The sequence below is a fragment of the Novosphingobium album (ex Hu et al. 2023) genome, assembly GCF_022832385.1.
Lineage (GTDB): Bacteria > Pseudomonadota > Alphaproteobacteria > Sphingomonadales > Sphingomonadaceae > Novosphingobium > Novosphingobium album.
The window spans coordinates 14,608-31,373 of sequence record NZ_JALHLE010000036.1 but is presented as its reverse complement, the minus strand read 5'-3'; the positions used below and the strand labels follow the sequence as shown (position 1 = coordinate 31,373).

Below are 16,766 nucleotides of genomic sequence, written 5' to 3'. Positions count from 1 at the left end.
TCGCGTTACTCCGCCGCCTCGGTCAGCGCGGGCGTGCTGCCGAAGTCTTCGGGGAAATGATCAAGCGCGCTCAGCACCGGGTAGGGTGTGAAGCCGCCCAGCGCGCAGAGCGAGCCGTGTTTCATGGTGTCGCAGAGGTCGCGCAGCAGCTCGATTTCCTCGTCGTGGGTGCGTGCAATAGTTCGGGCGTTGCGCATTTGCGGCAGCGTTTCGAGCATGTCCGCCGTGCGCGGGGCCTTGGCGACGATACGGTCGATCAGTTCAGTGCCGCGCGTCGAGCCGATGCGGCAGGGCGTGCACTTGCCGCAGCTTTCCGCCGCACAGAATTCCATGGCGAAGCGCGCCATCTTCGCCATGTCCACGGTGTCGTCGAACACGGTGATCCCGGCATGGCCGATGAGCCCACCCGCCTCGGCGAAAGCCTCATAGTCGAACGGCAGGTGGAACATCGAGGGCGGGAAATAAGCGCCCAGGGGCCCGCCGACCTGCACCGCGCGCACCGGGCGGCCGCTGGCAGTACCGCCGCCGATCTGGCTGACCAGTTCGCCCAGCGTCACGCCGAAGCCGATCTCGTAAAGCCCGCCGTTCTTCACGTTCCCCGCGATCTGGATCGGCATGGTCCCGCGCGAGCGGCCGAAGCCGACATCGGCATAGGCCTGCGGTCCTTCGGACAGGATGAAGGGCACCGCCGAGAGGCTGAGCACGTTGTTGATGACCGTGGGCTGGCCCCACAGGCCCTCGATTGCGGGCAGCGGCGGCTTGGCACGCACTTCGCCGCGTTTGCCCTCGATGGATTCAAGCAGCGAGGTTTCCTCGCCGCAGACGTAGGAGCCAGCGCCCACGCGCACTTCCAGCGTGAAGGGCGCGATCTTTCCGGCCGAGCGGGCGATGGCTTCGCGCATGGTCTTGACCGCGAAGGTATATTCGCTGCGGATATAGATATAGCCGTGGCGCGCGCCCACGGCGTGCCCCGCGATCGCCATGCCTTCGATCAGGTGGAACGGATCGCCTTCCATCAGCATGCGGTCGGCGAAAGTGCCGCTGTCGCCCTCGTCGGCATTGCAGACGATGAATTTCTCGTCCGCCTCGGTGTCGAGCACGGTCTGCCACTTGATCCCGGTAGGAAACCCCGCCCCGCCCCGGCCGCGCAGGCCCGAGGCTTTGACCGCGTCCACGACTTGCTGCGGGGAGAGGGCGTAGGCCGCTTCCAGCCCTTTCCACCCGCCGTTTTCCGCGTAGTCACTTATGCTGAGCGGATCGATCACGCCGCAGCGGGCAAAGGTGAAACGCTGCTGGCCAGAAAAGAACGGGTGCTCCTCGATCCTGCCGATGCAGTTCGGGTGGCTGCCGTCGAGCACTTTGGCAACGTCTTCGGGGCCAACCGGGCCATAGGCAACGCGTCCGGAAGACGTCTCTACCTCGACCAGTGGCTCGATGGTGAAGAGGCCGCGCGATCCGGTGCGGACTACCTCGCAGTCCGCCTGCCGAAAGGCGTCCGCCACCTGATCCGCACCGAGCGCGACCGAGGCCATGTCCTTGCTGATGAAGATGCGGGTCATGCTTCCACCTCGGCGCTGATCCGGGTGACGGCCTCGCCGTCGATGCGCGCCACCGGACGGCCGTCGACGAGCGCATTGGGGCCGATCGCGCAGAGGCCGAGGCAATAGACCGGCTCCAGCGCCACCTGCCCGTCCTTGCGGGCATGACCCATGGCAACGCCGAGGTGCTGTGCCATCGCAGCCTCGATCGCCGCGCCGCCGCGCGCCTGGCAGCTTTCGGCGCGGCACAGCTTTATCACATGACGGGCAGGGGCCTCGGTGCGCAATTCGGGATAGAAGCTGATGACCCCGTGCACTTCGGCGCGGCTGAGGTTGAGGGCGGAAGCGATCAGCGGCACGGCGGCCGGATCGATATAGCCAAACTCCTCCTGCAATTCGTGCAGCAGCGGAAGCAGGGCGCCGCGCGCATCGCGATGCACGGCCCCGTCGATCAGGGTCTGGATTGCAGCAATATCGGTCATGGCGCTCTTCTCTTTGCGGCCACGCTGCGGCATCGCACGGGGGCGGTCAAATTGATTAGAGTGATGCCTGATAGAAGTAATCAATCAAAGGGCAGTTCCGCTATCGTGCGGGCGCATCCCAGCGCGGCAGCGGCCACCGGATCCAGCGGCGCCCGGTCGCCGACGATCAGGCCGATGCGGCTGACCGGCGTTTCCATCGCGAGCGGGTGCACGCTGGCCCAGTCCGCGCCCTTTATCAGGCCGGTGTAGCGTTCCGGCATTACCGTCGCGAGACCGCCGGAGCGGACCATGGCGAGCAGGGCGACATAGCTGTCCGCGGTGGCGCGCGGTGTGGCCGCTACGCCGGAATCGCGCATCAGCCCGTCTAGAATCCGCCGGTTCTGCATGCCCTGATGGAGCAGGCACAGCGGATAGTGTCCCGCCTCCTGCCAGCTCATCTGCCCTGTCGGTGGCGGCTTGTTCCCGCGGGCCATGACGAAGACATAAGTCTCCGCGTAGAGCGGCACGCTGATCACGCTGGATGGGCTTTCGTGGTCGAGATAGGTGATGCCGGCATCGATCTCGAAGGCCTCGATGCTGCGCACGATCTCGCGCGAGGTCTGCGAACGGACCGAGATCGTCATGCCGGGGTGGGTGTGCAGCAGCGCTTCTGTGAAACGGCCGGTTTCAGGCGCCGCCGCCGGGATGACGCCGAGCCGGAATTCTCCATGCAGCGGCCCGTCGAGCGCGTCCACGGCATGGACCATGCTCTCGTGCGCCGCGAGCAGTTGCTGGGCCCAGGGCAACATGGCTCGCCCTTCCTGCGTGAGGCCGATAAAGCGCCGGTCCCGTTCGACGAGGCGTTTGCCGAGCTGAGATTCGAGCGAGGCAATCGCCGAAGACAGCGTGGGCTGCGTCACACCGCAGGCTTCTGCAGCCAGGGCAAAGTGTTGTTCGCGTGCGAGAGTTACGAAATAGCGCAGGGCTCTGAGTTGCATGTCCTGTCTGCGTTCGGATGCCATATTGATAGATGAATTCTATCAATATGGCGCGGAAAGGGAACATGCTCCGGTGTCCCGGCGTCGGGCTGGATCAGTCTTCGCTGAACTGGCTCAGAAGAGCTTCCAGGGAATCGCGGGCGGTGGCGGTCAGCCGGAGGTACGATCGTCTCGCGTCCGCCGGGTCGTCGTGCCGATCGACATATCCATTTTGGATCAGAATGGTGATCCAGCGCAGTCCAGTTGAAGTCGGAACGCCTGCGGCGACACATGCACTGGTTATGGAAATTTCCTTCTCGTCCTCTTCGGCTATGTAAAGGTCAAGGATAATGTCCCAGGCAGGGTCTCCGAATAGATTTTTTCTAAAAAAAATTCCTCTCTTCTGTCTTATATTGTAAATTTTCCGAGCGATTTTTTTTATATTTCGCTCTTTATTTAATGTAATATTCTCTAGATATTCTGTCGTGATTGACGGATCAATTTCTGCCAATTTCTTGGGCAGATCGGTGTGCAGCTCTTCGGCTGGCATTTTTCTGTTCATTTGCGCCCCTCGCGCGACCTGATCGCTGTGCCGATAATAAGCCGAGTTTGATCCGTTTTGGAATTAAAATTTATTTGCTCGTCCTGCGCAAACGATTGCCGGTGGTATGTTTCCGGAGCTCTTTAGGGAAATCCGTTAGGCTCTTGTCCGTAGTGCGCTAAGTCGAAGCCAGACAAGATTTTCGATTCACAGGGAAGTGGGGTTCATGTTCTCAAATGCGAATTCCCCGGAGGACGCGCTTCGTGCATCGATAGTGGTCCTGGACCAGGTCGTCTCTCTCTACGATCGGCTCGGTCTCACATTCCCGGCCGTGCATGCTGCAACGGCGCTGCAGGCCGCTCATTTTGCGCTGGAGGAAGGCATGCTTGCCGAGTGCGACATTCGCCAGGAAGTCCCACGGGCCCCACGGACGTAGTCAAGGACGAGTGGTAGTCCCAGGCGGTCATCCCTGACTCCCGCAAGCCATCTCTCCTGAATTTCACGCAATCATGGCGAACATAATGGAATGCCGGCGAGCCTGCTTGAGTTCGTAGAGTCTGGCGTCCGCCGCTTTCAGGAGCGACTCCAGTGGCTGGTGCCGGTCGTGACTGACCACTGTGCCGATACTTGCCGATATGGTGAGGCTGTGGCCCTCAACGATGAACGGCTGCTCGATGGCGGCGATGATCCGCCTGACGAGCAAGGCAGCTTCGTCAGCATGGTGAAGGCTGAACTGGATGATTGCGAACTCGTCGCCGCCGATGCGGGCAACGAGGTCTCCGCTGCGGATGGCACCGCGCAAACGGTCGGCTATGGCGAGCAGCAATGCGTCGCCGGTCGCATGGCCATACCGATCGTTCACAGGTTTGAACCCGTCGAGATCGAGATAGTGGACCGCGATCGGCCGGTGGGGTGAAATCAGGACCGCATTTTCGTCGAAATACTCCTGCAGCGCCAGCCGGTTGGGCAGGGTGGTCAGAACATCGCGCCGGGCGAGCGAAATCGACACCATGCGTCTGGCGATTTCCGCCTTGGCGACCTCAAAGCGTACCAGAATCGAGCGCGCTCCCCCCAACACGAAGGACGTCGCGATGAAGGCCATAGCAAGATAGGCGGGATCGGGAATGAACACGGAAACGAGGATAGGCGGCCCGACTGCGGCGAGCATGCTGGCTATGGCCAGCCGGGGCCTCAGGCCGCAACTGGTTGCGGTGCCGGCGCAATAGCCCACGATGACGCAAATCGTCAGCATGTGAATTTCCGGCACGGGAGAGCGGAAGATAAGCGCGCCCAGAAGGCCCAGAACCAGAGCAAAGACGAAGTAGGGTAGCGCGAAGATGATCTCCAGCCGCCGGGCCTTTGGGCGATCAAGGGCTCCGGTCAGCGCCATGTCACGGAAAATTATGGTCAGGCCGATGCGCAGCGAGCTTGCCGCCAGGCCCGCTACACCCAGCAGAAGCCAGCCAGGTTCGGGCGTGCGGCGAAAGGCCAGCCAGAAGGTAAGCGCGAACGCAGCCCACATGGCCACGGCCGGTAACAGATGCAGGTAAAGACTGCGAACCTGTTCGATATAGACCCGGTCGGTCAGGGACTCGGCGGAACTGCCGGGCAATGGTCGGACCCTCGAAAATCGGATCTCCGACTATATCGTGCCGGGCCGGCGTTAGACAATTTGTGGCCGGTGTCCGCCAGATGGCGTGGGCTATCCCCGGTTGCCGGCCACCGTTCGTCAGTCTTGTTTATTGACCGTTAGCCCCTTCCGGAATTCCTCTATGAACAGACTGCCTTGCCAGCCCGCAATGCCAGGTTCAGTGCCTGCCGACGGACGTGTAGGAGAAGCCTGCTTCGCGCATCATCTCGGGCTGGTAGATGTTACGCAAGTCCACCAGCACGGGCGCCTTGGCCAGGCCCTTGACCCGGTCCAGATCGAGTGCGCGGAAGGCATCCCATTCGGTGACGATCGCAATAGCATCGGCATCCTCGATCGCGGCGTAGGGATCGGCGACCATTTCCACTTCGGGCATGAGCGGCTTTGCCAGTTCCATGCCCTCCGGGTCGTACGCGGCCACCGAAACGCCAGCGTCGGCCAGCGTCTGCGCAATGGTGATGGCCGGGGAATCGCGCATGTCGTCGGTATTGGGCTTGAAGGTCAGGCCCAGCATGGCGACCCGCTTGCCGCGTGCCGCATCGGTGCCTCCCAACGCTTCGAGGACCTTGCGGCCCATCGCCCGCTTGCGCAGGTCGTTGACCTTCACCACCGCCTCGACGATCCGCACCGGGCTTTCATAGTCCTCGGCCGTCTTGAGCAGGGCGAGCGTGTCCTTGGGGAAGCAGGAACCGCCATAACCGGGGCCGGCATGGAGGAACTTGCCGCCGATGCGCCCGTCGAGGCCGATGCCGCGGGCCACGTCCTGAACGTTGCCGCCGACTTTTTCGCACAGGTCGGCCATCTCGTTGATGAAGGTGATCTTGGTCGCCAAAAACGCGTTGGCGGCATACTTGATCAATTCGGACGACCGCCGAGAAGTGAACAGGATCGGCGATTCATTGAGGAACAGCGGGCGATAGACTTCGCGCATGACCTCGCGGCCGAAATCGTCCTCGGCGCCGATGACGATACGGTCCGGGCGCTTGAAGTCGCTGATAGCAGCGCCTTCGCGCAGGAATTCAGGGTTGGAGACGACGGCCACGCGGTGGGGAGTGCCGCTGTCCCTGAGGATGCGTTCCACTTCGTCCCCGGTGCCCACCGGTACTGTCGACTTGGTGACAATGACGGCTTCGTTCGACAGGCTCTCGCCCACTTCGCTCGCGACAGCATAGACAAACGAAAGGTCGGCATGGCCGTCGCCGCGGCGCGAAGGCGTGCCGACCGCGATGAAGATTGCGCTCGCGCCCTTGATACCTTCGGCCAGATCGGTGGTGAAGGACAGCCGACCGGCCTTGACGTTGCTGGCCACCAGCGCATCGAGGCCCGGCTCGTAGATCGGCATCACGCCTTCGTGCAGCCGGTCGATCTTCGACTGGTCCTTGTCGATGCAGACCACGTCATGCCCGAAATCGGCAAAACACGCGCCCGAAACCAGTCCGACGTAGCCGGAGCCAACCATTGCAATCTTCATGAAAACCTCATTCGATCGAAACTAACCCTGCCTTTAGGGGGCAAATCTAGTCAGGTCCAATCCCATCCCTCGTGATCATATTATGGCGTGATAGGCACGAAACCAGTTAACGAACCGTGGAACGCCCACGTCGATGGGTGTCGATGGGGTATAGCCGGTGTCGCGGGTCAGGGCGGTGATGTCGGCATACGTCGCAGGCACGTCGCCCGGCTGCATCGGCAGCAGGTTGAGCCGTGCCTTGCGGCCGCAGGCCTGTTCGAGAAGCTCGATCAACCGCATCAGATGTTCGGACTTGTTGTTGCCGATGTTGTATAACGCGTGAGGCTTGACGCTCCCGCCCGCCTTTTCCTTGCCATCGTCGAAGGGCGGCCGGTCCAGACAGGCTACAACGCCATCAACGATATCATCGATGTACGTGAAGTCACGATGCATCTCGCCGTGATTGTACACGTCGATCGGGCGGTCCGACAGGATTCGCTCGGCGAATTTCCACATCGCCATGTCGGGCCGGCCCCAGGGACCATAGACGGTGAAGAAGCGCAGGCCAGTCAGCGGGATGCGGAAGAGATGGGCATAGGTTTCGCTCATCAGCTCGTCCGCCCGCTTCGTGGCGGCATAGAGCGAGACCGGGTGGTCGGTGCGGTCCTCGATAGCAAAGGGCAGCTTGGTGTTGCCGCCATAGACCGAGCTGGAACTGGCATAGACCATGTGCGCCACGCTGCGCGCGCGAGCCATTTCGAGTATGTTGACGTGCCCGGCAAGGTTCGCGGAGACATAGGCCTGCGGATTTTCGAGCGAATAGCGAACGCCCGCCTGCGCGCCCAGGTGGATGATGGTCCCGAACTCGCTTTCCCCCAAGGCATCGGTCAGTGCCGCCAGGTCGGAAAAGTCGGCCTTGTGGAAATGAAACAGGTCGCCGAACCGTGCCGTCAGGCGGTCAAGGCGGGCCTGCTTGAGCGATACCGCATAGTAGTCGTTCATGCTGTCGATGCCGATCACTGGCTGGCCGCGTGCCATGAGCGCTTCGGACACGGTGGCGCCGATGAAGCCTGCCGCGCCCGTTACCAGCACTGTCGAACCTCCCCGAACCATGAACTCTCCAAACCTCCGGCCGCCTGTGCCCGGGACTTCCCGGTTCGGTTTCCGGGTGGGCGGCTTAAGCGCGAAAGGTGCACTAGAGCATAACGCCGGGGCCCGCCAGAGTGGCGCGGATGGTCAGAACGACTTGCGCAGGGAGATGCCGGCCGACGTCGTATTTCCCGATGACATGCCCGTGCCGCGTGTGGCGAACACGTCGAGGTGGAGAGTCGGCGTCAGTTCCATGTTCGCCGTGACGCCTGCTTCGAACCAGTTATCGGCGTAGTGCCTGCTGGCCAGATCCACTGTGCCGGTCTCGTCGTCTACCGATACGGGATATACAGCGGACACGGCGTTGCTGGTCCAGTTCCGCGAGACCGAGATCCCGGCGTAGTGGCGCTTACCCGGGCCGAATGCATGATCGAGGCGCACGGCCGCGCTGAGCGACCAGGTGGGCTCGTCGGTCTCCACATCCTTGAAGGTGGTTTCCGTGGGGGCGGGCCGCAGGAGCTTGCCGTGCGCGTAGGATGCGGTGGCAGTGGGCGTCAGGTACCAGTCATGTCCCAGAGGCAGCACTTTGCCGAAGTCACCGCCAATGGCGAAATAGGTGCTGCCTGTCGCGCCGGTGCTGGAACGGCTGCCTTCGGGGGTGCTGATCTTTCCGTAGTCCTGGCGGCCCAGGCTTAGCCAACCGTCAGTCACCCAGCCGCTGAAATTGCCTCCTGCCGCCACGGTCCCGACAAGGTAGTCGGAAGGCAGCGCAGTGTCGGCCTGCAGCAAAGTGCCATGGTAGCGCATCAGCGCACCGCGCACGTACCCCCGCCCGAGCTGGCGGGTCAGCGAAAGGGCTTCCCATGTCCCGTCCGGGCCGTCGTCGCGGTTGCTGATTCCGGTCGAAGCGGCGACGGTCCACAGTGGCAGAGGCTCGATCAGCGTGGCATCGGTGGTGTCATTCGGTGCCGCCGCCGTCGTCGGGGCTAGGGCACTATCGGCTTCCTGCGCCTGCGCGGGAAGCGTCGTTGCCGCCGCGGCCGCCGCCAGCAGCCACGGGCCTGCGCGAAACAAGGCCATCATGCGGCCTGGCGCAGCTTCGTGTCGAAGGCAGCGGGAACCCGAACCCGGGCGACGAAACCTTCGTTGGCGTGCGCGAAGGAGACATCACCGCCATGGGCGCGTGCGATCGAGCGGCACACGGCAAGTCCGAGACCGCTGCCGTTCTGGCCGGACTTGCGCGCGGATTCGCTGCGATAGAATGGTTCGAAGGCCCGGTCGAATTCGTCTTCCGGGATGCCGGGCCCGGCATCGACGATCTCGGCTATGGCCTCGCCGCCCGACAGTGACACGCGCACGCGCGCGCGGTCGCCGTATTTCACTGCGTTTTCCAGCAGGTTGCCGAGCAGGCGGCGGATGCCGACCGGATCTACGTCAACCGGAATATGGGCGTTGTGCTCGATCTCGACATCGGCGCCGACAAGCTTTGCGTCGGCGACGCTGCCGCGCACGAGATCAGCAAAGTCCGCCCTCTCGCGAGGGCCCGGCGTCGATGCGTCGCGGATAAAGGCAATGACCTCGCTGATCATCGCTTCCATCTCGGTGACTTCTCTGAGCAGGGCGTCGCGCTGCTCGTCGGGCACGTCCTCGATGCGGAAGCGCAGGCGGGTGAGCGGCGTGCGCAAGTCGTGGCTGATCGCGCCGACCATGGCCGTGCGGTCATCGACGAAGGCGCGCAGGCGGTTGCGCATCTGGTTGAAGGCATTGGCTGCCCGGCCGATTTCGGCGGGACCCGACAGCGGGATGATCGTGGCGGAAGGATCGCGGCCGAGCTGTTCGGCGGCTCTCGCGAAATCCCGCAGCGGCAGCACGATGCGGCGGGCGAAAAGCCACGCCAGCGGGCTGACCACCGCGAGTGACAGCGCGAACCACAGCATGACCCGCTTCTGCCAGGCGTTGGGGAAGGGTTCGGCGCGTGGCGCAACGGCGAGCCAGGTGCCGTCAGGCTGACGCGCCGCGGCGACGAAATCGCCTTCGATGAAGGGCGGCGAGGCGATTTCGAACACCGAATCGCGGGTGCGGCGGAACGGGATCGGCTGCGGCGTACCGCCAGCCAACTCCGCGTGCTGCGAAGGTGACGCGATTTGCGATGTATCGGCGTGCGCGGTCGCTGCCGCCAGCGGCAGCAGCGCTGTCGAGGCCTCGATGGCCGGTTGCCTTGAGCGCAGGGCTGGCTCCGCGGTGTTGGTCCTCGCAGGTTCCGGTGCCTCGATGGCGGGTGGAACAATGACCTGACGGGCCACGGTGCCTGCTGGGATGGCCGGGATGATGCCGCTACCCGGGCCGCCGCCCGGGAGGTTGCGCCCACCCGGTGCTCCGCCTGGCATAGCGCCGGCGCCACCGTTGCCGCCGGGAGCTGCGCCCGCCGGGCCAATGCCTGCGCTCGATCCCGGAATGCCGCCGGGCACGGCGTTGCCATCAGGAGCAGCATTGGCTGAGCCATTGGGCTGGGTGGCTGGCGCTGCCACAGGCGGCGTCATGGCCTGGCCTGAAGAGGTGCCGCCGGAATTCGCGCCACCCGGAGGCATGCCGCCGGGGCGGCCCGAACCTCCGGGTGATTGGGGCATGCCTTTTGACGGCGCACCACCGGGAGGCATGCCTCCCGGCATCGACGGGCCGTGTGGCATGGAACCGCCCGGAGGCAAACCGCCCGGAAAACCACCACCGGGGCCCCCGCCCGGCCCCGTTGCGCCGCCGGCGGGCGGTCCACCCGGAATCGAGTGGGCCTCGGCAGAATCGATCAGCAGGCCGCTCAGGCCACGCGAAGATTTTTCCGCAACTGCGAGCGGTGAACGGCTGTTGGCCGGCACGGCGACACCGCCGACCGGCAACTGTGTGTAGAATGCCAGAACCACGTCCTGGCGATCCCGGCCCAGACGATGGGCCAGTGCCTCGCGCGAGGATTCCGAGACCAGCCAGCCCTGGCCGCTCACGTCTGGTGGCCCCTTCATGGTCCGCCGCTCGAGGCGATCGGGCAGATCGTGGGCCTGCAATGCAGCGGCGACTTCGTCCATGTTCCACCGCGCAGCCGGGCTTGGCGGCAGGATGACGGTGAGAGCCAGCGTGACAAGCTGTGCCGCGAGCAGGGCGCATACGAGAATGGCGATCATCTGCATCGCCAGAGGCAGGCCAAGCCGCCGGGGTAAAGCAGGCATGTTCATGGCCGCGGACTTGCCAGAATTTCGATGGGAAGGCGAGTACGACGCAAGGCGCGCGCACTCAGCGGAGGGATTTGCGGAGCGGGTACAGGAGAGAGGGACACTCCCCTCCTGTTCCCGCTCCGCGTTCCCACTTTCGCCCGGATGGGAGAAAAGCGGGAACGGTCACCTCGTGTTGCCTGCACCGCAATCTTATGTCCTCGCGGTGTTGAGGCATAATATTGTTGCGCCTGTCCGAAAGTATTGAGTCGGACGAATCGTCTGCGTGGCAGATACCATCTACCTATTTCACTTCTGGGTCGATTGTTCGTGTGAGATTTTGTTTGTCCGGCAGGCGAAAAAGTATAGTCGGACAAGGATCCGGGACCGTCGCCGGGCAGGGCGGGTGCGACTTCGATTCCTGCCCGGCGAACGGCCCCGGCACCACCCGCGGCCATGGCGGCGGCGTAGCGGATGGTGGCTTGGAACGTTCCGGCCATGGCAGGCTTCGCGAAAGCGGGGGGGAGGCCGAGAGCCAGGTGTTTCGCGAAGCCGGCCGCCCGAAACGATTCTAAGCGGGTTCGACTTTCCATGACCCGAGGTCTGGGCCCGGCAGTTTGCCGCTGCATTTCACGGGTTTTGCAATCGCATTTCATGGCCGGAGCGAAATCGTTCGGTGCCTGAAATGCATTGAGCACACGGGGTTCCTATTGCGGCCGGATGCTATTAGAAACGCCTCCGATGGACCTGCAGACCCGCATCCTCATCGTTGACGATGACGAGGGTATCCGCTCGCTGATCAGCGAATTTCTCGCGAAGCACGGATATGAGACCGCCGTGGCTGCGGATCCGCCGGCCATGCGTGAACTGCTGGGGCGTGAACATTTCGACCTTATCGTGCTGGATGTGATGATGCCGCGCGAAGATGGGCTGACTGCACTCCGCCAGCTCGGGCCTGATGCTCCGCCAGTCATCATGTTGTCTGCGGTTGGCACCGATGTTGACCGGATCGTCGGGCTGGAAATGGGCGCCGATGATTATCTCGCCAAGCCCTGCAATCCGCGCGAGCTGCTGGCCCGGATCCGGACGGTCCTGCGCCGCCATGCTCTGCCTGTGCGTGTGGCGGAAGAGCAGGTGCCTGTGCCGCGCGAGGCTGATTCGGGCGAAGGGCTGCACTTTGCCGGTTGGCGGATGGATCTGGGCTTGCGGCTGCTGTTCGATCCCGCCAGCCAGTTGATCACCCTGTCCGATGGCGAATTCCGCCTGCTGCGGGCCTTTGCGGAACATCCGCGCCGTGTGCTGACCCGTGACCAGTTGCTCGACTGGTCTCGCGGCGAGGACAGCGATCATTATGACCGGGCGATCGACGTCCAGCTTTCGCGCCTCCGCCGCAAGCTGGCCGAAGGTGAGGGCGGGCAGGACATCATCCGGACCGTGCGCAACGAGGGCTATCTGTTTGTCCCTTCGGTAACGGTGACTCAGGCGGCAAAGTAGAAATGGCCGGAAATCCGGCAGGCAGCGCGCGGGTTGCAGGCCTGCGGTTGCCCGGATGCATGGCAAACTAGCTGCAACTCTCCTGAAATCTTCCGGCAAACGCCCGCGCCCACTCCTGCCGCTTCTGGCGGCGGTGCTCCCCGTGCTGTCGCGCTTGCAGAGGGGATTTCAATGCAAGGGCATGACCATGGCCTTCACCGGGACCTCAAGGCCATGAGCTGCGAGATGCTTGCCCGGCGGCGTGCGCTCGCTTTCCTGGCCAGCGCCGGAACCGCCGTGACGGCCGCGGCATGTGGCGGCGGCTCTTCTGGCGCGAGTTCGGCGGCCTCGGCCACATCCTCTTCGTCCACATCGTCGTCAACGGGCTCCAGCTCGTCGAGTTCTTCCTCGTCTTCCTCGTCCGCAAGCTCCTCCACGGGCAGTTGCGTTGCCGATCCCACCGAGACCAACGGTCCCTACCCGGCGGACGGCACCAACTCTTCGAGCGGCTCGACATCGAACGTTCTGATCCAGAGCGGAATTGTGCGTTCGGACATCCGTTCCAGTTTCATCGGCTCGACAACGGTGGCCGATGGATTGCAGTTCGATCTCGAACTGCAACTCGCCGGCGTCAACACCGGGTGCGCGCCGATCGAAGGCGCGGCGATCTATATCTGGCATTGCGACGCCGGGGGGCGTTACTCGCTCTATTCGAGCGGCGTTACTACGGAGAGCTACCTGCGTGGCGTCCAGGTGACGGACAGCGACGGCAAGGTCACTTTCACGACGATCTATCCGGCCTGCTATTCCGGTCGCTGGCCGCACATCCACTTCGAGGTCTTTCTCGATGGGCTGACGGCCGCCAGCACCGGCCGGACTGCCGATCTCATCTCGCAGCTCGCAATGCCCGCCGCGACCAACACGGCCGTGTTTTCCGGCGACACCCGCTACACTGCCAGCATCGCCAACTACAATGCGATCTCGCTCTCGTCAGACAATGTCTTCGGCGACAACACCTCAGCCCAGATTTCGCAGATGACGCCCACGCTCTCCGGCAGTGTTGCCGCCGGATACGCGGGCAGCGCCCTGATTGGCATCGCCGCCTGATCCTTCCTCCCGAATGAAGCCCGGGACTGGCGGCGGTCCTGGCTTGTTGCAGATCTCAACAGAAAGTTCCTTTGATGCGCACCCTTCACGCTTCCACGAGTCTCAGTGCTCTCGTTCTTGCGCTGGCCGCGGGTCCGGCGCTGGCCGACACTACTGTTTCGACCGACACGACCACGGCTCTCGTCACATCCAGCGCAGGCAATGTGACGATGACCGAGGATGGCACGATCACGCTGGACAGCGGCACAGCGATCACGGTCGACACAGATGCTGCCGTCGATGCGGACGGTGGGATCGAGATGGGCGACGCGGATGGCGCGACCGGAATTACGGTGAGATCGGGCACCAATTCCACCATTACCATTGGCGAAGACGCGACTCTCTACGTCCTTGAGGACTATGTCCCGGATGATGATGACGGCAATTCCATCGCTGACGGTGCGATTGCATCGGCCAGCAACCGCTATGGCGTCTATGTCGGCGGCGATGCTTCGGGCACGATCCTCAACGAAGGGATCATCAAGGTTGAAGGGCTGAACTCGGGCGGCATTGTGCTCGACGGGACCTATACTGGCAATGTTACCAACACCGGTACGATCACGGTCATCGGCGACTACTCCACTGGCATTTCGACCCAGGCGATCGACGGCAACCTGACCGTCGAAGGCACGGTGAAGGCCATCGGTGAAGGCGCAACCGGCGTCGCCGTCAATGGTGACGTCACTGGCACGGTCACCATCCAAGGCACGGTCACGCAGGCCGCGTCCTACACGGACGATGACGGCGATACGATTTATCTGTCCCGCGCAGCCTTGCGCGCGGGAACGGCGGCGGTTTCGATCAGCGGCAATGTCGACGGGGGCATCTATGTCGCTGCGCCGCCGGCAGACGATGACAGCAGCAACGACGACGAAGACGGCGACGGGGTGGACGATTCGGACGAGGGCACCGGCGCGATCGTGTCCTACGGCAACGGCCCGGCGTTGCAGGTGGGCGGCACCAACGACATCACGATCGGTGCAGTCGATGCGAATGTCGGCACTTATTCCATTGCCATCGAAGGTTCGGTGGCCGGCAATGCCTATTACAGCAACACCGCTGCCTATGGACTGGTGATCGGTGGTGAGGGCGGCAATGTCACGCTCACCGACGGTATTGGCGTCAGCGGCACGGTCCGGGCGACGACTTATGATTCGTCGGCCACGGCGCTGCTCATCAATGAGGGCAGCACGGTCAATTACCTCTACAACAGCGGATCGATCGCGGCGACCATCAGCTCGCCCGGCGAAGGCAGCACCACCGCCATTCAGGATCTTTCCGGCACACTGACCACGATCGACAATACCGGCTTCATTACTGCCAGCGGGTCGAGCACGGACACGCGCGTGGCGCTGGACCTGTCGGCCAACACCACTGGCGTGACGATCAACCAGTACCTCAACGACGACGATGCCGAGACCAGCGCGGAATACCTTGAAGACAACGACGTCGACGTGGACCCGACGGTCTATACCAAGATTACCGGCAACATCCTTCTGGGAAGCGGTGACGACACCATCAATGCCTCTTCGGGCGCCATCGCGGGCAACACCTATTTCGGTGACGGCAACGATACGCTCAATCTTTCGGGCGACTTGGCCTACACCGGTGATGTCTATTTCGGCAGTGGCACCGGAACGGCGACGATGGCCGGGACCTCGAGCTTTACGGGCACGATGGACTTCGCCGGTGAAATCGGAACGCTGACACTCAACGATTCTGCCACCTATTCAGGTGACTTCGCCAACGCCGGCAATCTTACTGTCACCGTCAATGGGGGCACGCTGACGCCAGCTGATACCTCGACGGTGAGTTTTGGCACGCTCTATGTCGCTTCGGGCGGCACGCTGGGCGTATACGTTGATGGAGACGAGAGTTCCACTTTCAACGTGACGAATGCCACGCTGGAGGATGGCGCCAGCATCACCGCGACCGTCAGCGACCTCGCCGATGCCGAAGGCACCTACACGGTGCTGACGGCGGACAGCCTTGATGTAGAGGGCTCTCTCGCGTCGTCAGTTGATCTGCCCTTCATTTTCGACGGCACGGTTTCGAGCGATGCCAACAGCATCTATCTCACGATCGAACGCAAGACGGCCAGTGAGCTGGGGCTCACCCGCGCCGCGGCATCGGCTTGGGATGCGGTTTATGCGACGGCCGGGAACGACGACGATCTTACCAGCAGCCTGCTGCAGGTGGAGGACACGGAAACGCTCGAAAGCCAGGTTGGCGGACTGTTGCCCGATCATGCCGGCGGTGTGTTCAGCGCGGTGACCTCCGGCGACCGCCTGGCCGCCCGCCACATCAGCGACGACACCACGATGTTCGACATCTCGGATGTCGGCGGCTGGCTGGAACCGGTCTACTGGAACACCACGCGCGATGCTGGCGATACCGCGGCCTACAAGGTTTCGGGCTGGGGCATTTCGATGGGTGCTGAACGGCGCACGTCTATCGGCTATGTCGGTGTCTCCTATGCATGGCTGCAGAGCTCGGTCACCGACAACGGCGGCACGGGCAAGCTCGACCTCGGCCAGCACGACTTCGGACTGTTCTGGCGGACCGCCAAGGGGCCGTTCATGGCCTGGGCCCGCCTGGGCGGCGCGCATGTCTCGATCGACTCGGCGCGGACATTCACCGGCACCATCGACGATACCGATTTCACTTATGAAGCCGATGGCAAGTGGTCGGGCTGGCTGCTCTCAGGCCTTGCCGGCGCTTCCTACCGTTATCAGGCCTCGCGCCGCTTCAGCCTCAAGCCCAAGGTCGAGCTGGAGCAGATGTGGCTTAAGGAAAAGGGCTACGAGGAAACGGCCGACAGCGATGCCATCGCGTTGACCGTTGCCAGCCGCACGAGCAAGGCCCTGACCGCGACGCCGACGGTCACCGCGGCCTATTCGCTGGGAACGGTGTCGCCCGACTGGCGTCCGCTGACGTTCCAGCTTGAAGCCGGCCGCCGCGAAGTGCTCTCCGGCAACCTTGGCAGCACCACTGCCTACTTCAACGGAGGTGACAGCTACGATGCGGGCGAGAGCTTCACGATCACGCCGGACAGCCTGAAGGGCGCATGGATTGGCGAGGCCAGCGTTCTGGCGGGCGGATACGACTTTACCTGGAAGCTCACCACACGGGTGGAGCGGACCTCGGACAGCACCGACGTTTCCGCCCGCGCCTCGCTCAGTGTCGCGTTCTGAGGCCATACTTCCAGAACTGCCGCGCGGTGTCGCTGCCTTGCAGGAACACCGC

12 protein-coding genes are annotated in these 16,766 nt (G+C 63.4%); 3 read left to right on the top strand and 9 right to left on the bottom strand.

The features are described 5' to 3' along the window. Positions 1 to 5: 5 nt before the first annotated feature. The 9 genes from MTR64_RS18410 to MTR64_RS18370 all read right to left on the bottom strand — a co-directional run bounded on the left by MTR64_RS18410 (position 6) and on the right by MTR64_RS18370 (position 10,925). Positions 6 to 1,559, bottom strand: coding sequence for a formate dehydrogenase beta subunit (locus MTR64_RS18410; RefSeq protein WP_243995972.1), 1,554 nt, complete (start codon positions 1,557 to 1,559; stop codon positions 6 to 8). Continuing rightward, positions 1,556 to 2,020: an NAD(P)H-dependent oxidoreductase subunit E gene (locus tag MTR64_RS18405; protein ID WP_243995971.1), complete on the bottom strand. Its 465-nt coding sequence runs from the start codon at positions 2,018 to 2,020 to the stop codon at positions 1,556 to 1,558. The genes MTR64_RS18410 and MTR64_RS18405 overlap by 4 nt, the downstream gene beginning before the upstream one ends. Before the next feature lie 80 nt (positions 2,021 to 2,100). After that, positions 2,101 to 2,997, bottom strand: coding sequence for a LysR family transcriptional regulator (locus tag MTR64_RS18400; RefSeq protein ID WP_243995970.1), 897 nt, complete (start codon positions 2,995 to 2,997; stop codon positions 2,101 to 2,103). A 94-nt stretch (positions 2,998 to 3,091) separates the two neighbouring features. Continuing rightward, the gene (locus MTR64_RS18395) at positions 3,092 to 3,538 is read right to left on the bottom strand and encodes a MarR family winged helix-turn-helix transcriptional regulator (protein ID WP_243995969.1); all 447 of its coding nucleotides are present in this window, start codon (positions 3,536 to 3,538) and stop codon (positions 3,092 to 3,094) included. Positions 3,539 to 4,016: 478 nt separating this feature from the next. Continuing rightward, positions 4,017 to 5,129 carry a sensor domain-containing diguanylate cyclase gene (locus MTR64_RS18390; protein WP_243995968.1) on the bottom strand — a complete coding sequence of 371 codons (1,113 nt, stop codon included), beginning with the start codon at positions 5,127 to 5,129 and terminating at the stop codon, positions 4,017 to 4,019. A 196-nt stretch (positions 5,130 to 5,325) separates the two neighbouring features. Then, positions 5,326 to 6,636: a UDP-glucose dehydrogenase family protein gene (locus MTR64_RS18385; RefSeq protein ID WP_243995967.1), complete on the bottom strand. Its 1,311-nt coding sequence runs from the start codon at positions 6,634 to 6,636 to the stop codon at positions 5,326 to 5,328. 75 nt (positions 6,637 to 6,711) lie between these two features. After that, a complete protein-coding gene (locus MTR64_RS18380; RefSeq protein ID WP_243995966.1) occupies positions 6,712 to 7,728 on the bottom strand; it encodes an NAD-dependent epimerase/dehydratase family protein in 1,017 nt (338 codons plus the stop codon). Between the two features lie 123 nt (positions 7,729 to 7,851). After that, positions 7,852 to 8,787: an autotransporter outer membrane beta-barrel domain-containing protein gene (locus MTR64_RS18375; RefSeq protein WP_243995965.1), complete on the bottom strand. Its 936-nt coding sequence runs from the start codon at positions 8,785 to 8,787 to the stop codon at positions 7,852 to 7,854. Beyond that, positions 8,784 to 10,925, bottom strand: coding sequence for an ATP-binding protein (locus tag MTR64_RS18370; RefSeq protein ID WP_243995964.1), 2,142 nt, complete (start codon positions 10,923 to 10,925; stop codon positions 8,784 to 8,786). Before MTR64_RS18370 ends, MTR64_RS18375 begins: the two co-directional genes overlap by 4 nt. A gap of 717 nt (positions 10,926 to 11,642) precedes the next feature. Between MTR64_RS18370 and MTR64_RS18365 the strand changes: the two genes are divergently transcribed. The 3 genes from MTR64_RS18365 (at position 11,643) to MTR64_RS18355 (ending at position 16,714) form a co-directional block, all read left to right on the top strand. After that, positions 11,643 to 12,395 carry a response regulator gene (locus MTR64_RS18365; RefSeq protein ID WP_243995963.1) on the top strand — a complete coding sequence of 251 codons (753 nt, stop codon included), beginning with the start codon at positions 11,643 to 11,645 and terminating at the stop codon, positions 12,393 to 12,395. 171 nt (positions 12,396 to 12,566) lie between these two features. Continuing rightward, positions 12,567 to 13,481, top strand: coding sequence for an intradiol ring-cleavage dioxygenase (locus tag MTR64_RS18360; protein ID WP_243995962.1), 915 nt, complete (start codon positions 12,567 to 12,569; stop codon positions 13,479 to 13,481). A gap of 74 nt (positions 13,482 to 13,555) precedes the next feature. Beyond that, positions 13,556 to 16,714 carry an autotransporter outer membrane beta-barrel domain-containing protein gene (locus MTR64_RS18355; RefSeq protein ID WP_243995961.1) on the top strand — a complete coding sequence of 1,053 codons (3,159 nt, stop codon included), beginning with the start codon at positions 13,556 to 13,558 and terminating at the stop codon, positions 16,712 to 16,714. The last annotated feature ends 52 nt before the right edge of the window (positions 16,715 to 16,766 follow it).

What these genes read in the sequence shown, in the direction of transcription:
- MTR64_RS18375 (WP_243995965.1), bottom strand. Translation starts at nt 8,787, where the DNA reads ATGATGGCCTTGTTTCGCGCAGGCCCGTGGCTGCTGGCGGCGGCCGCG.
- MTR64_RS18385 (WP_243995967.1), bottom strand. Translation starts at nt 6,636, where the DNA reads ATGAAGATTGCAATGGTTGGCTCCGGCTACGTCGGACTGGTTTCGGGC.
- MTR64_RS18355 (WP_243995961.1), top strand. Translation starts at nt 13,556, where the DNA reads ATGCGCACCCTTCACGCTTCCACGAGTCTCAGTGCTCTCGTTCTTGCG.
- MTR64_RS18395 (WP_243995969.1), bottom strand. Translation starts at nt 3,538, where the DNA reads ATGAACAGAAAAATGCCAGCCGAAGAGCTGCACACCGATCTGCCCAAG.
- MTR64_RS18400 (WP_243995970.1), bottom strand. Translation starts at nt 2,997, where the DNA reads ATGCAACTCAGAGCCCTGCGCTATTTCGTAACTCTCGCACGCGAACAA.
- MTR64_RS18370 (WP_243995964.1), bottom strand. Translation starts at nt 10,925, where the DNA reads ATGAACATGCCTGCTTTACCCCGGCGGCTTGGCCTGCCTCTGGCGATG.
- MTR64_RS18380 (WP_243995966.1), bottom strand. Translation starts at nt 7,728, where the DNA reads ATGGTTCGGGGAGGTTCGACAGTGCTGGTAACGGGCGCGGCAGGCTTC.
- MTR64_RS18365 (WP_243995963.1), top strand. Translation starts at nt 11,643, where the DNA reads ATGGACCTGCAGACCCGCATCCTCATCGTTGACGATGACGAGGGTATC.
- MTR64_RS18360 (WP_243995962.1), top strand. Translation starts at nt 12,567, where the DNA reads ATGCAAGGGCATGACCATGGCCTTCACCGGGACCTCAAGGCCATGAGC.
- MTR64_RS18410 (WP_243995972.1), bottom strand. Translation starts at nt 1,559, where the DNA reads ATGACCCGCATCTTCATCAGCAAGGACATGGCCTCGGTCGCGCTCGGT.
- MTR64_RS18405 (WP_243995971.1), bottom strand. Translation starts at nt 2,020, where the DNA reads ATGACCGATATTGCTGCAATCCAGACCCTGATCGACGGGGCCGTGCAT.